A 13,312-nucleotide genomic window follows, 5' to 3' on the forward strand; every position below is an offset into this window, starting at 1 on the left:
CTCAGGAGCGAAAACCATGAAGAAGAATGTCGTGCTGCGCGTGGCGCGGCCCACCAACGATCTCGAGGCCACCGTCCGTTTCTACCGCGACGGCCTCGGGCTCGACGAATTGGCCCGCTTCGAGAACCACGATGGTTTCGATGGCGTGATGCTCGGCAAGCCTGATGAGGCGCATCATTTCGAGTTCACCCGCGCCCATGGCCACGATGCCGGCAGGGCGCCGACGCAGGACAATCTTGTCGTATTCTACCTGCCTGTTTCAGACGATTGGCAGGCGGCTGTCGCGCGCATGAAGGCGCATGGCTATCAGCCCGTGTCGTCATTCAATCCCTATTGGGACAGGCGAGGCGTGACCTTCGAGGACGACGACGGCTACCGCGTCGTGCTGCAGAATGCGGACTGGGGCACGCCGTCTGCCGGCATCATCTGACCTCGTACCCGACTTCGTCTGATGCATGGCACAGCATCTTCCAGAACGAGCGGGCGAAGGAGCGGAAGACGTAGAGGTCGAAGGTGTCGGGGCCGCTGCGCTGGATCTGGGTGAAGACGTCGTGGTGGGTGGTCGAGATGCCGGAACCCTGGGGAAAGGCGGCCAGCGCAAAGTCGACGGCAAAGAGCTTTGCCAGCACCCATTCCGATTTCGAGCCGCCAATTCGGATCGCTATGCGTCCATGCGACAGGTCGGTGACCGATCCGATTGCCGCTGTGACTTTGACGGCAAAGGTGGTGGCAAGCCCTTCCGAAGCGTCTGATACCAGGAACTTTCCGGGAGCGAAGCCGAAGGCGGCGTAGCGTTCCGATGATGCGCCGGCGCCCGCGCCGTCGGCCAGCTTGAGGCCGGTGACGGAACCGATGGCAGCCATCAGCTTCTTTTCCTCGCCCGGCCAGGCAGCCAGCTGGACGATCGAGCCGGGTGCGATCTCGGACAAGGTCACGCCGACGCCGTCGACGAAATTGCCGTGCGAGCCAGGCCGGAATACGGGTTCGAGCGGTGAAAGCTGCTCAACCATGCATGCGTTTCCCTTCGGGATCGAAGAAGTGGTGGCTGACGATCTCGACCGGGCCGAAGCGGTTGCGCAACGGGTCGGAGATGTAGGCGCGCTTGCCGTGGCGAGCCTTGCCGCCTGAGACCAGCGCCAGCGCGATGTACTTGCCGAGTGCCGGTGAGAAGCAGGCGGCGGTTATGTGTCCGAGCGAGCCGTGCGGGTTTTCGATGTCGAGGTCTTCGACGATATGCGCGCCGCCATTGAGCGGCCGATTGTCGAGGGAGATGAGGCCGACAAGTTCGAGGCGCCCGGAAGCGACCAAGCCTTCGCGGTCCATCATCGCCGAGCCGATGAACGGCTTCTTTTTCGACAGCATCCAGCCGAGGTGCAGGTCCCGTGCCGAGGTGCGGCCGTCGATCTCGGCACCGGTGACGTGGCCCTTTTCGATGCGCATCGTTCCCAGCGCCTCAAGCCCATAGGGCACCATGCCGAAAGGCTTGCCGGCCGTCACCAACGCCTCCCAGACATGGGTACCGTGGCCGGCGCCGCTGTAGACCTCAAAGGCCATTTCGCCGGAGAAGGACAGGCGGCAGATCATGACAGGCGCCCCTGATATCTCGCCATGGACGATGCCCATGAAGGGCAGGGCCTCGTTGTCGACCCTGGTGCCGGTGACGCAGGACGCCAGGATTTCCCTGGCCTTCGGCCCGCCGATAGCGGCACCAGCCCACTGGTCGGTGACGGAGGTCAGGTGAACCTTCAATTCCGGCCAGACGACGTCGAGGAAATATTCGAGATGCTGCATGACCTTGCCGGCATTGGCCGTCGTCGTGGTCATCAGGAAATCGTGTTCGCCAAGCCGCCAGGTGGTGCCGTCGTCGAAGACCAGGCCGTCTTCGCGCAGCATCAGGCCGTAACGCGCCTTGCCTACGGGCAAGGTCGAAAAGACGTTGGAATAGACGCGGTCGAGGAACTCGGCGGCATCCGGTCCCTGGACGGCGATCTTGCCGAGCGTCGAGACGTCGACAATGCCTGCTGTTTCGCGGGTTGCCTGCGCTTCCCTGACATAAGCCTGCTCGATCGTCTCGCCTGCGCCGCCATAGATCATCGGGCGGAACCACAGGCCGGCGGAATACATCGTCGCGCCGTTTTCCAGGTGCCAGTCATGCATCGGCGTGAGCCGCTCCGGCTTGAGGTCGCCGAAGCGCTCGGCGGCAAGTGCACCGACCGAGACCGGCGCGTAAGGCGGGCGGAACCGGGTCGTGCCGACCTCTGGGATCGGCTTGCCCAGGGCTTCGGCCATGATGGCAAGGCCGGGCACGTTGGAGCCCTTGCCCTGGTCGGTTGCCATGCCGAGCGTGGTGTAACGCTTCAGGTGTTCGACCGAGACGAAGCCTTCGAGGTGGGCGAGGCGGACGTCGTCCGATGTCACGTCATGCTGGAAATCGACGAAGGATTTGCCTTTCGCCCTGATCTCGAAGACCGGCGCTGGATTGGGATCGAGCGGGGCCGGTTCGACGTCGGGCGAGGTGCTGATGTCGAGCGGCGGTCGGCCCGCTGCCTTGCGACCGGCGGCGAAACCTTCCGAAATGGCTTCGGTCGTCGAAAAAGTGCCGTTGAAAGCGCCGGCGCCGCACCAGCCATTGCCTGTCTCCGGCGGCAGGAAAGCCTGGAGGTCATCGCTCCAGACTGGTCGTGCACCGGCCTGGCTGGCGAGATGGATGGTCGGCGACCAGCCGCCCGAGACAATGAGGCAATCGGCGCCGATGTCACGCGCGCTGCCCGGCGATACACCAGAAGCGGCGGAGAATGGCGCGAGCTTGACGCCGGATAGCTTCTTGCCGCCCTCGGTGCCGATCACTGCATGGCCGCTGAGCAGTTCGGCTCCTGCCTTGCTCGCGAGCTTGCGACAGGCATCCGAAACGTCCTGGCGCAGGTCGGCGATAGCCACGATCTGTGCGCCGGCCTTGGCGAGCGCCGCAGCCGCGCGATAGGCGCTGTCGTTGTTGGTGAGCACCGCGATCTTCTCACCTGGCAACACGCCGTACTGATTGGCATAGCGCATCGCTGCACTGGCCATCATCACGCCGGGGCGATCGTTGCCGGGGAAGACCAGCGGACGTTCGAACGCACCAGTGGCCAGCACGACGTTTTGAGCGCGGATGGTCCAGTGGCGATGGCGCGGCGCGCCCTTGGGCGAGTGTGTCTTGTGATCGCCGACACGCTCGATGGCGGCAAGCGTGTTGCCGTCGTAGTAGCCCCAGACAGTGGTGCGCTTGAGCAGGCGGACGTTGCCGTTGTCCTTGAGTTCGCCGACGATGTCGGTAGCCCACGCGGCTGCCGGCTCGCCGTCGATGGTTTCGCCCGACCAGTTGGCCGAACCGCCGAAGGATGGGTCGAGTTCGGCAAGGATGACGCGCGCGCCTGATGCCGCCGCCTCGTGCGCTGCGGCAAGGCCCGCGGGACCGGAGCCGACGACCAGGACGTCGCAAAACGCGTTCATGCGCTCGTAGCGCGACGGATCCGGTGCGTGGCCGGCACGGCCGAGGCCGGCGGCGCGGCGGATGATCGTTTCGCACAGCATCCAAAAGCGCGTGCCCTTGAGCGGGCCGATCACCGGGCCCATGAAGGTCTTATAGTAGAAGCCGGCCGAGATGAACTTGCCGCCAAGCTGGTTGATGGCGCTGACATCATAAGCGAGCGACGGGAAGCGGTTCTGGCTGACAGCGACAAGGCCGTCATAGATCTCGACCATGGTGGCGGGAATATTCGGCTCGCGGACTTCGCCGCGCAGAACCGTGACCAAAGCGTTGGGTTCGTCGACGCCTGCCGTCAGCACGCCGCGCGGCCGGTGGTACTTGAACGAGCGGCCAAACAGCGACACGCCATTGGCAAGCAGGGCCGAAGCGAGCGTGTCGCCGTGGTGGCCGGCATAGGCTGTGTCGTCGAAGGTGAAGCGGATGGTGCGCAGCCGGTCAATGCGGCCTCCCGATGGTGTGCGGCGCGGGCTCATGCTTTTGCTCCCGGCTTGCGGCGGCCGTGCGGCGCAGCACCATGCTCGCGGGCGAAACGCACGCTCGAAATCTCGTGGGTCACCGTGTCGCGCACGACGGCGAGATGGGCGCGGCAACCGCCGGAATGCTGCCAGATCTCGTTGTGGCGGCCGGCCGGATTGAGGCGATCGTAGACATAGGCGTTCCAGGCCTCGTGGTCGGTCGAAGCGGGATCGGGGCGTGCGCGATTGCCGTCGCCCTGGTAGGCGAATTCGGAGACGTCGCGCGGACCGCAATAAGGGCAGGTGATCAGCATGTGTTCGAACCCCTGGAGCCTGTTCCATTCAGATGCATCGGAATGGGGGCTCTAACTTTTTGCTGGAGCATGGTCTTTTCCGAAAACCGGTATCCACTCTTCGGGATCATGCTCTAGTGCATCCGCGGCGTCGGACCCTGGCCCTTGTCGTCGATGACGGTGCCACGGCTGAAACGGTCGAGCGTAAAGGGCGCATTGAACTCGTGCGGCGCGTCCTTGGCGATGGTGTGGGCAAAGCACAAGCCGGAGGCCGGTGTTGCCTTGAAGCCGCCGTAGCACCAGCCGCAATTGAGATACATGCCGGGCAGGGGGCCGGTGGTGATGATCGGCGAGCCGTCCATCGACATATCGCAGACGCCGCCCCAGGAGCGCAGCACGCGCACTGGCGCGAGCGACGGGAACAGCGCCAGCATCTCGCTCATCACTTCCTCGACGATCGGCAGGTTGCCGCGCTGGGCATAGGAATTGTAGCCGTCGAGGTCGCCGCCATAGACGAGGCCGCCCTTGTCGGACTGGCCGACATAGAAATGGCCCATGCCGAAGGTCAGCACCGTGTCGAGGAAAGGCTTCAGCGATTCCGAGACGAAGGCCTGCAGGACATGGCTTTCAATCGGCATGCGGTCGATGCCGGCAAGCTGCATCACCCGCCCGGTGCTGCCAGCGACGGCAATGGCGACCTTTTTGGCGCGGATCTCGCCGCGACTGGTCGAGACGCCGGTGACCCTGTCGCCATCGCGCAGGAAGCCGGTGACTTCGCAATTCTCGATGATGTCGACGCCACGGCGGTCGGCACCACGGGCATAGCCCCAGGCGACCGCGTCGTGGCGGGCGGTGCCGGCGCGTTCCTGCATCAGTCCGCCATAGATCGGGAAACGTGCCGACTGCGACATGTCGAGCCCGGGAACGCGGCGGCCGATCTCTGCCGGCGTCATCAGCTCGGCATCGACGCCGAGGTGGCGCATGGCGTTGCCCTTGCGCGCGAGGTCGTCGAGCTGGCCGGGCGTGTGCGCCAGATTGAGCACGCCGCGCTGCGAGAACATCACATTGTAGTTGAGGTCGTGCGAGAGGTTCTCCCACATCTTCATCGAATGTTCGTAGAAGCGCGTGTTCTGCGGCAACAGGTAGTTCGAGCGCACGGCCGTGGTGTTGCGGCCGACATTGCCGGAGCCGAGATAGCCTTTTTCCAGCACGGCCACGTTGGTGATGCCGAACTCCTTGGCGAGATAGTAGGCCGTCGACAGTCCGTGGCCGCCGCCGCCGATGATGACGACATCATACGAAGCCTTGGGGCTCGGCTTGCGCCACGCCGGCTTCCAGTCGCGATTGCCGCTGAGCGCGTTCTTGAGAAGTGAAAAGGCCGAATATTCCGCCATACTTCATGTCATCCTTCAGGCTGCGCCGGGACACTACAGCCAGCACTGCTGCGATCAAGCCAATATTCCGCCATTGTTTTTCGTCAGGCCGACTTTCCCATGGGCCAGCGCGCATCGGCTTGCCCGGCAGGATGCGCGTCTTTATCAATGGCTTGCTTTTTCGCTCGGCAATCAGACCGTGAGTCGCTGACAAATCATGTTTTTTTCCACAGCCCGGCGCATTGCTGCCACCCTGTTCATCGTCACTGCCGTGCTTGTGGCGCAGGCCGCAGCGCAGGACGTCGGCAAAGCGCCGGCAGGCGTCGTCTCCGACCAGCAGGAAGTCATTTCCAGCCTTGCTGCCAAGACGGATGCGCTGCAGAAGAAGATGGAGCTGAGTGCTGAAGACGATGCCGGTCTCGTCGACATCCGCCTGCAGCTCGAGCAACTGTCGCGTGAGCTCCTGCAAAGTGGCGTCGCTTTTCGTCCACGGCTGACGGAGATCAACACCCGGTTGGAGCAACTCGGCAAGCCGCCGGCCGACGGCCAGCCGGCCGAGCCCGCGGTGGTGACCAGTGAGCGCGAGAAGCTGAACGCGGAGAAGACCGAAATCAATGCCGTGCTCGGCGTTGCCGAGAACCTGTCGATCCGCATCGACAAGCTGATCAGCCAGATCACCGAAATACGCCGTGACCTGTTCCAGAATCTGCTGACCAAGCGCTACCAGATTAATTTCGCTCTGGGATCGGAGGTCGTCGACGCCTTCAAGACGGAGATGAACGACCTCTATCGGACGGTGTCGTCCTGGGTTCGTTTCGTCGCCAGCTTCAAGCTCAAGTCGATGCTGGCGGCAACGTTTTTCGCACTGGGCGCGGCAGCGGTCATCATCATCGGCGGCCGGCGCATGTTCGGGCGGATGTTCGAGCCCGATGGCAGGGTAGAGGAGCCGTCCTATCTCAGCAGGCTTTCGGTCGCGTTCTGGTCGACCTTCATGCAGTCGACAGCGCTGGTCGTGTTCCTTGGCGTCACCTACTACCTGTTCGACTATTTCGAGGTGCTGCGCGGCGACATCGGTGCGATGCTGTGGTCGCTATTCTACGTCATCGCCATCGTGTTCTTCGTTTCGCGCCTTGGCATGGCCGTGCTGTCGCCCAGGCTGCCCAAGTGGCGGCTCATCCCGGTCGAAAGCCGCGCTGCGCGCTGGCTGATGCTGCTGATCACAGCGACCGCCTTCTTCACCGGCCTCGATTACTTCCTGAGCTCGGTCTACCAAGTGCTGGGATCGCCGCTGGCGTTGACCGTCGGCGAGGCGCTGACCTCGACCGTCGTGATCGGCGTGCTGGTCATCCTGATCGGGTTGGTCAAGCCATTCATCGATCAAGACGGCCATCCGAAGCCGTGGCCGCGTCTTTTCCGCTACATCGTGCTTACTCTTGGCGGTGTCACGATCGCCGCGGCGCTGTTGGGCTATATCGGCCTGGCGCGTTTCGTGTCGCAGCAGATCGTCATTACCGGCACGATCCTGGCGACCATGTATATCGGCTTCCTGTCGTCACAGGCGATCAACGAGGAAGACGCTTTCATCAAGACGACGGTCGGCCGGCGCATCAAGCGGATGTTCACCCTCGACGATGCGACGCTCGACCAGCTTGGCCTCGTCACCAGCATGGTCATCAATCTGCTTGTGCTGATCGTCGGCGTGCCGCTGATCCTGTTTACATGGGGATTCCAGCCCGGCGACATGATCACCTGGCTCTACCGTATCGGCTCGGGCTTCCAGATCGGCAGCCTGACCTTTTCACCAGCCGGCCTTCTGTCGGGCGTCATGGTGTTTGCCATCGGCTATTTCGTCACGCGCTGGTTCCAGGGCTGGCTCGACGGCTCGGTCATGGCGCGCGGCAAGGTCGATGCCGGCGTGCGCAATTCGATCCGCCTCGCCGTGGGTTACGCCGGCGTGGCGATCGCCGGACTGATCGCGGTTTCGGCAGCAGGTATCGATCTATCCAACCTCGCGCTTGTTGCCGGTGCGCTTTCCCTCGGTATCGGTTTCGGTTTGCAGAATGTGGTGTCGAACTTCGTTTCGGGCCTGATCCTGCTTGCCGAGCGGCCGTTCAAGGTCGGCGACTGGATCGTCGCTGGTGCCGTGTCGGGCACAGTCAAGAAGATCAGCGTGCGTGCCACCGAGATCGAAACCTTCCAGCGCCAGTCGGTGATCCTGCCCAATTCGGACCTGATCAACAGCGCGGTCGGCAACTGGACCCATCGCAACAAGCTCGGCCGCGTCGATATCAAGATCGGCGTTGCCTACGATTCAGACGCCAAGCGGGCCCACGAGATCATGCTCGACATCGTGCGATCGCATCCGATGGTGCTGAAGAACCCGGAGCCTTTCGTGCTGTTCGCCAATTTCGGCCCGGCGGCGCTGGAATTCGAGATGCGCTTCTTCCTGGCCGATCTTCTCGGCAGCAACACCGTCCAGAACGATATCCGCTTCGCTGTGCTTGAAGCGTTTGAGCGCGAGCACATCGCCATCCCGTCGACGGCCCGTGCACATGACGTCAAGCCGCCCGAGAAATGGCCGACCGACGACGAGCAGGTCGAAGCGCAAGTGGCGGAAATCGAGGAGGCGCGCAGCAAGCGCGCTGCCGAGGCTGCCGCCAGCCGCAAGCCGGGAAGGTCGAAAAAGCCGGATCCGGAGTGAGCGCAACCGGGCTCGACCCAATTATGGCATGAACAAGGCATTCAGTTGCCGTTCAGCTTCAAACTCATATAAGCTCTCATGCAAACGGCGAAAATGCCTTGCTGAGATGAACAGGGGCGGTGGAAACACCGAGTGCAAATGAAAAGGTTTCTTGTCGCTGCAGGCGCGCTGGTCCTGGCAATGTCGGGCGCTGCGCATGCTGCAAGCGCGGTAAACCTCGACGCCGAACCGCGAACCCTGATCGTCACGGAAGGTGGTTCCAAGACGGAGCTTTCCCTTGCCGCCGGCGAAACGGTCGAGTTCTGCTCGAGCGGTTGCTTTGTGACGTTGCCTAATGGCGACCGCGAAGCGCTGACCGGCGGTGAAACAGTAGAGATTTCGGGCGGCGTCGCCCGCATCAAGTAAAGCTCGCGCGCCAGCGCTGGCGATGATCGAAAAGGCCGGGCTTCAGCTCGGCCTTTTCTGCATTCTGCTAACGTCTGTTTAAGCATGACTAGCGAAATGACTGGCGCTCGTTTAGCATTCCGCCTCGACCTTAACCATCCAGAACCTTGTAGCCGATATAGCGACAGGCAGGGTCCGGAAGGTTCACGCCGTCCGGCAGGGGCAGGGCAGGCAGTTCGATGGATGCGCGTTCAGACAACAAGGCAGTACCACTGGCGGTCGATCTCGATGGCACGCTGATCGCCAGCGATTTGCTGTGGGAAGGCCTTTTCGCCCTTCTCAAGAAGAACCCGCTCAACATCTTTCTGGTGCCGTTCTGGCTGCTCAAGGGCCCGGCGCGGCTCAAGCAGGCGATTGCCGCGGCGGTCGATATCGACCCGGCAACGCTGCCCTACCGGCCCGAGATCCTGAAGCGGCTCCGCGAAGAGCAGGCCAATGGCCGCAAGCTCGTGCTCGCCACCGGTACGCCGCGCAAATTTGCCGAAGCCATTGCCCACCATCTCGGCCTGTTCGATGCCGTGCTCGCCAGCGACGGTGGTGAAAACCTGACCGCCGAACGCAAGCGCAAGGCACTGGTCGAGGCCTATGGCGATGGCGGCTTCGATTATGCCGGCAACAGCCGCCACGACGTCAAAGTGTTCGACGCCGCGCGCGACGCGATCGTGGTTGCGCCCGACCGCGCCGCGGCGCGCTGGCAGGCCAGCCATGCATCGGAGCTTGTCGAAACGCCGAAGCCGAATGTGCGCACCATCCTCAAGATGCTGCGCGTTCACCAGTGGCTCAAGAATGTGCTGATCGCGGTGCCGCTGGTGCTGGCGCACAAATACTTCAACCTCGAGATGCTGGTGCCGGCAATCCTGGCTTTCATTTCGTTCAGCGCAGCTGCTTCGGCCATCTACATCGTCAACGATTTCTTCGACTTGGCGCTGGACCGGGCGCATCCGACCAAGCGCGAGCGTCCATTTGCCAGCGGAAAGCTGTCGATCCCGTTCGGGCTGGCGTCGGTCGGGATCCTGCTTGTCGTGAGCCTTGCCACGGCAGCCTTTACGAAAGTCGAGTTTATCGGTGTCCTTCTGGTGTATCTCGTTGCCACGACCGCCTATTCGCTGTCGGTCAAGCGCATGCTGCTGCTCGATGTGCTGACCCTTGCGGGGCTCTACACCTTGCGCATTCTTGCGGGTGCGGCGGCCACGGGCGTCGACGTGTCATTCTGGTTGCTGGCTTTCTCGATCTTCTTCTTCCTCTCGCTGGCGCTGGTGAAGCGTTATGTCGAGTTGCGCTCGTCCAGCCTCAGTGTCGGCGAGCGCATTGCCGGACGCGGCTACCGCATCGAGGATCAGGAGATTGTCGCCCAGGCCGGCATGGCGTCTGCATTTTCGTCGGCGCTGGTTCTGGCGCTCTACATCGACAGCAGTGCCGTGCGTGAACTTTATCAGCACCCGTGGCTGGTGTGGCCGCTGGCCCCGATCGTGCTCTATCTCACCATGCGCATCTGGATCCTGGCACGGCGCGACGAACTGCATGACGACCCCGTGGTCTTCATCATCCGCGACTGGCGCAGCCAGATCGTCGTGTTCATTGGCGCGGTGCTGCTTGTGGTGGCGGGACTGTGAGCGTGGGACTGGCTGATTACCAGAGCTTTGGCCGCGCCAATCCGGGCGCAAGCCAGGCGATCGATATCGCCGAGGCAACGCGGCTTCTGGCCGGGGGGACGGCACGCGCCGGATCGCTGCTCGCTTATGGCAATGGCCGCAGTTATGGCGACAGCTGTCAGAACAGCGCCGGCGCCGTCGTCGACATGCGGCCGCGCAAGCGCGTCGTTTCCTTCAACGCCGAGACCGGCCTGATCGAAGCCGAGGCCGGCACGCTGCTGGCCGACATCATTGCCTATGCCGCGCCGCACGGGTTTTTCCCGGCGGTGGTGCCGGGCACCCAGTTCGTCACGCTCGGCGGCGCCATCGCCAACGACGTGCATGGCAAGAACCATCACCGTCGTGGCAGTTTCGGCTGCCATGTCGAGCGCCTGACATTGCTGCGTTCGGACGGCCGCACCTATTCCTGCTCGGCGGTCGAGAACGCCCGGCTGTTCTGGGCAACCGTCGGCGGCATGGGGCTGACCGGCATCATTCTGTCCGCCGCCATCCGTCTGATGCGGGTGCCGTCGCTCGACATTGCCGAGACGGTGAAGCCGTTCGGCAATCTCGATGAGTATTTCGATCTCGCCGAGACGGCCGATCGCGACAACGAATATGCGGTCGCCTGGATCGACCAGCTTGCCAGCGGCAAACACGCCGGGCGCGGCTTGCTGCTTGCGGGCAACCACGCTGCCTATGGCGCGCGTACGGCAGAGCGCGGCACGGCGAGGCTGTCGGTACCTTTCCAGCCGCCGCTGACCTTGCTCAACCGGCCGTTCCTGAAGCTGTTCAATGCCGCCTATGGCTGGCGCCGCGGCCGCCTGACCGAAAGCCAGGCGAGCTATCAGAAATTCTTCTTTCCGCTCGATGGCGTTGCTGACTGGAACCGGCTCTACGGTCCGAGCGGGCTTTACCAGCACCAGAGCGTCGTGCCCGAAGAGGCCGCCCGCGAAACCATACCGGCGTTGTTGGCCGCGGCGCGACGGGCCGGGCAGGGCTCGTTCCTGACGGTGCTCAAGCGCTTTGGCACGCAGCGTTCGCCAGCACTGCTGTCGTTTGCGCGTCCGGGCTACACGCTGACGCTCGATTTTCCCAACCATGGCCAACGCACGCTGAAGCTGCTTGCCGAGCTCGACCGGATCACGGTGGGCGCTGGAGGTGCGGTCAATCCCTACAAGGATGCCCGCATGTCGGCGGAAACATTCGCCGCATCATTCCCGGACTGGCAGCGGCTCGAAGCGATGCGCGATCCGGCATTCATGTCCGACTTCTGGGCGCGGACCGCTGGCCGGCTGGGCACGCGCAATGGCGAGACGGCGCAGGCGGCCGAATAAATAGTCGGCGCTTGTTAGAGAAGCGCGGAAAAGTTCAAATTGCTGGGAAAGCTTCACAGAATATCAGGGGCTTTTCGATAGATTGTGCGAAGGACGGACAAAGCAATGAAATATATCATCTTCATCCTTTTCACAGTGATGACCAATGCGGCGGCGCAGCTGATGCTCAAACAGGGCATGATGTCGCTTGCACCGCTTTCTTTCGAAGGCACCAATCCGCTGATCAAGATACTGCAGATCGTCTTCAGTCCCTGGGTCTTCGCCGGCTTGCTGACCTTCGTTATCTCGATGGCATCGCATCTCTATGTGCTGTCGAAAGTCGAGCTCAGCTTCGCTTATCCCTTCCTGAGCCTGGCTTATGTCGCCGTTGCGGTGTTCGCCTATTTCGTCTTCCACGAGGACCTGAATGCCTGGCGCATCGCCGGCATCGCCTTCATCTGCGTCGGCACAGTGCTGATCGCCCAGAGCGGCCGCGACCATGGCGAAGTTGTCGCCGCGGCCTCGACCGAACCCACCAAGACAAGCGAGCTTTTGCGATGAGACACATCATTTTCGGAGGCGACGGTTTCGTCGGTCGTCATCTTGCGCCCAAACTGATCGCCGACGGCGAAGAGGTTGTCGTTGCCGACATCGTCAAGAGCGATCTCGCGCATTACCGCAACGTGCGTTTTGTCCATTGCGACGTCACCGATCCGGCCGCGATCGCAGCCGTTGGCATCAAGGCCGACGACATGGTCTACAATCTGTCGGCCAAGATGCTGTCGCCGCTCCAGGTGCGCGCCAAGCGCCACGACTTCTTCTTCCCGGTGAACTATTTCGGCACCGAAAACATCATCAAGGCGATGGACCACGCGGCAGCTCCCAAGCTGGTGCACTACACCACCGACATGATCTACGGCCACACGGTAACCCAGCCGATGACCGAAGAGCATCCGGTGGCGCCGCTGGGCGAATATGGCTGGTCGAAGCAGAAGACCGAAGAACTGGCCGCCGAGTGGCGGACGCGTGGCATGAACATTTCGCTGTTCCGTCCCCGCCTGATCATCGGCCCCGGCCGTCTCGGCATCCTGGAAAAGCTGTTCAAGCTGATCGACTGGAACCTTCCCGTGCCGATGATCGGGTCGGGCAAGAACCCATACCAGTTCATCTCGGTGTTCGATTGCGCCGAAGCCGCACGGCTTGCCTGGAAGGCCGGCGTGCCGAACGAGGCCTACAATCTCGGTTCGCTCAATCCGCCGCCGGTACGCAAGCTGCTTGGCGACCTGGTCAGGCATGCCGGCTCGAAGTCGATCCTGCTGCCGACGCCGGGCTGGGCGGTCAAGCGCACGCTCGACCTGCTCGACTGGATGAACATGCCGATCATGGATCCCGAGCAATATCTGATCGCCGACGAGGAATGCGTGCTCGACGTCTCCAAGGGCGAGCGTCAGCTCGGCTGGGTGCCGCAATACCGCGACGAGGACATGCTGATCGCCGCCTACAAGGAATATCGCGCCAAAAAGAACGGTGTCGCAGCGTCCACGCAGCACGCCCCGGCCGAATAGAGGATATG

At 62.9% G+C, this 13,312-nt stretch carries 11 protein-coding genes; 7 read left to right on the plus strand and 4 right to left on the minus strand.

Annotation, left to right across the window (positions count from 1 at the left end; all coding sequences use genetic code 11):
* Positions 1-16 precede the first annotated feature (16 nt).
* Complete coding sequence (locus tag ACHMW7_RS15080; RefSeq protein WP_395450989.1) at positions 17-430, plus strand: VOC family protein; 414 nt, start codon at positions 17-19, stop codon at positions 428-430.
* On the opposite strand, the gene soxG is transcribed toward ACHMW7_RS15080, so the two are convergent.
* The 4 genes from soxG to ACHMW7_RS15100 all read right to left on the minus strand — a co-directional run bounded on the left by soxG (position 423) and on the right by ACHMW7_RS15100 (position 5,668).
* Complete coding sequence (gene soxG, locus ACHMW7_RS15085; RefSeq protein ID WP_395450990.1) at positions 423-1,010, minus strand: sarcosine oxidase subunit gamma family protein; 588 nt, start codon at positions 1,008-1,010, stop codon at positions 423-425. The genes ACHMW7_RS15080 and soxG overlap by 8 nt on opposite strands.
* Complete coding sequence (locus ACHMW7_RS15090; RefSeq protein WP_395450991.1) at positions 1,003-3,999, minus strand: sarcosine oxidase subunit alpha family protein; 2,997 nt, start codon at positions 3,997-3,999, stop codon at positions 1,003-1,005. Before ACHMW7_RS15090 ends, soxG begins: the two co-directional genes overlap by 8 nt.
* Entirely contained in the window at positions 3,996-4,295 is a 300-nt protein-coding gene (locus ACHMW7_RS15095) for a sarcosine oxidase subunit delta (protein ID WP_395450992.1), read from the minus strand. Before ACHMW7_RS15095 ends, ACHMW7_RS15090 begins: the two co-directional genes overlap by 4 nt.
* A gap of 113 nt (positions 4,296-4,408) precedes the next feature.
* The gene (locus ACHMW7_RS15100) at positions 4,409-5,668 is read right to left on the minus strand and encodes a sarcosine oxidase subunit beta family protein (protein ID WP_395450993.1); all 1,260 of its coding nucleotides are present in this window, start codon (positions 5,666-5,668) and stop codon (positions 4,409-4,411) included.
* A gap of 196 nt (positions 5,669-5,864) precedes the next feature.
* Between ACHMW7_RS15100 and ACHMW7_RS15105 the strand changes: the two genes are divergently transcribed.
* The 6 genes from ACHMW7_RS15105 to ACHMW7_RS15130 all read left to right on the plus strand — a co-directional run bounded on the left by ACHMW7_RS15105 (position 5,865) and on the right by ACHMW7_RS15130 (position 13,304).
* Complete coding sequence (locus ACHMW7_RS15105; protein ID WP_395450994.1) at positions 5,865-8,348, plus strand: mechanosensitive ion channel domain-containing protein; 2,484 nt, start codon at positions 5,865-5,867, stop codon at positions 8,346-8,348.
* Between the two features lie 138 nt (positions 8,349-8,486).
* Positions 8,487-8,753 (plus strand): hypothetical protein, encoded by a 267-nt coding sequence (locus ACHMW7_RS15110; RefSeq protein WP_214388855.1) that lies wholly within the window; start codon positions 8,487-8,489, stop codon positions 8,751-8,753.
* A 218-nt stretch (positions 8,754-8,971) separates the two neighbouring features.
* Complete coding sequence (locus tag ACHMW7_RS15115) at positions 8,972-10,405, plus strand: UbiA family prenyltransferase (protein ID WP_395450995.1); 1,434 nt, start codon at positions 8,972-8,974, stop codon at positions 10,403-10,405.
* Positions 10,406-10,407: 2 nt separating this feature from the next.
* On the plus strand, positions 10,408-11,760 hold the full coding sequence (locus tag ACHMW7_RS15120) for an FAD-dependent oxidoreductase (protein ID WP_395450996.1): 1,353 nt from the start codon (positions 10,408-10,410) through the stop codon (positions 11,758-11,760).
* A gap of 105 nt (positions 11,761-11,865) precedes the next feature.
* Positions 11,866-12,300 (plus strand): EamA family transporter, encoded by a 435-nt coding sequence (locus ACHMW7_RS15125; RefSeq protein ID WP_395450997.1) that lies wholly within the window; start codon positions 11,866-11,868, stop codon positions 12,298-12,300.
* Positions 12,297-13,304 carry an NAD-dependent epimerase/dehydratase family protein gene (locus ACHMW7_RS15130; protein ID WP_395450998.1) on the plus strand — a complete coding sequence of 336 codons (1,008 nt, stop codon included), beginning with the start codon at positions 12,297-12,299 and terminating at the stop codon, positions 13,302-13,304. The genes ACHMW7_RS15125 and ACHMW7_RS15130 overlap by 4 nt, the downstream gene beginning before the upstream one ends.
* The last annotated feature ends 8 nt before the right edge of the window (positions 13,305-13,312 follow it).

This window comes from Aminobacter sp. UC22_36 (genome assembly GCF_044056035.1).
Lineage (GTDB): Bacteria > Pseudomonadota > Alphaproteobacteria > Rhizobiales > Rhizobiaceae > Aminobacter.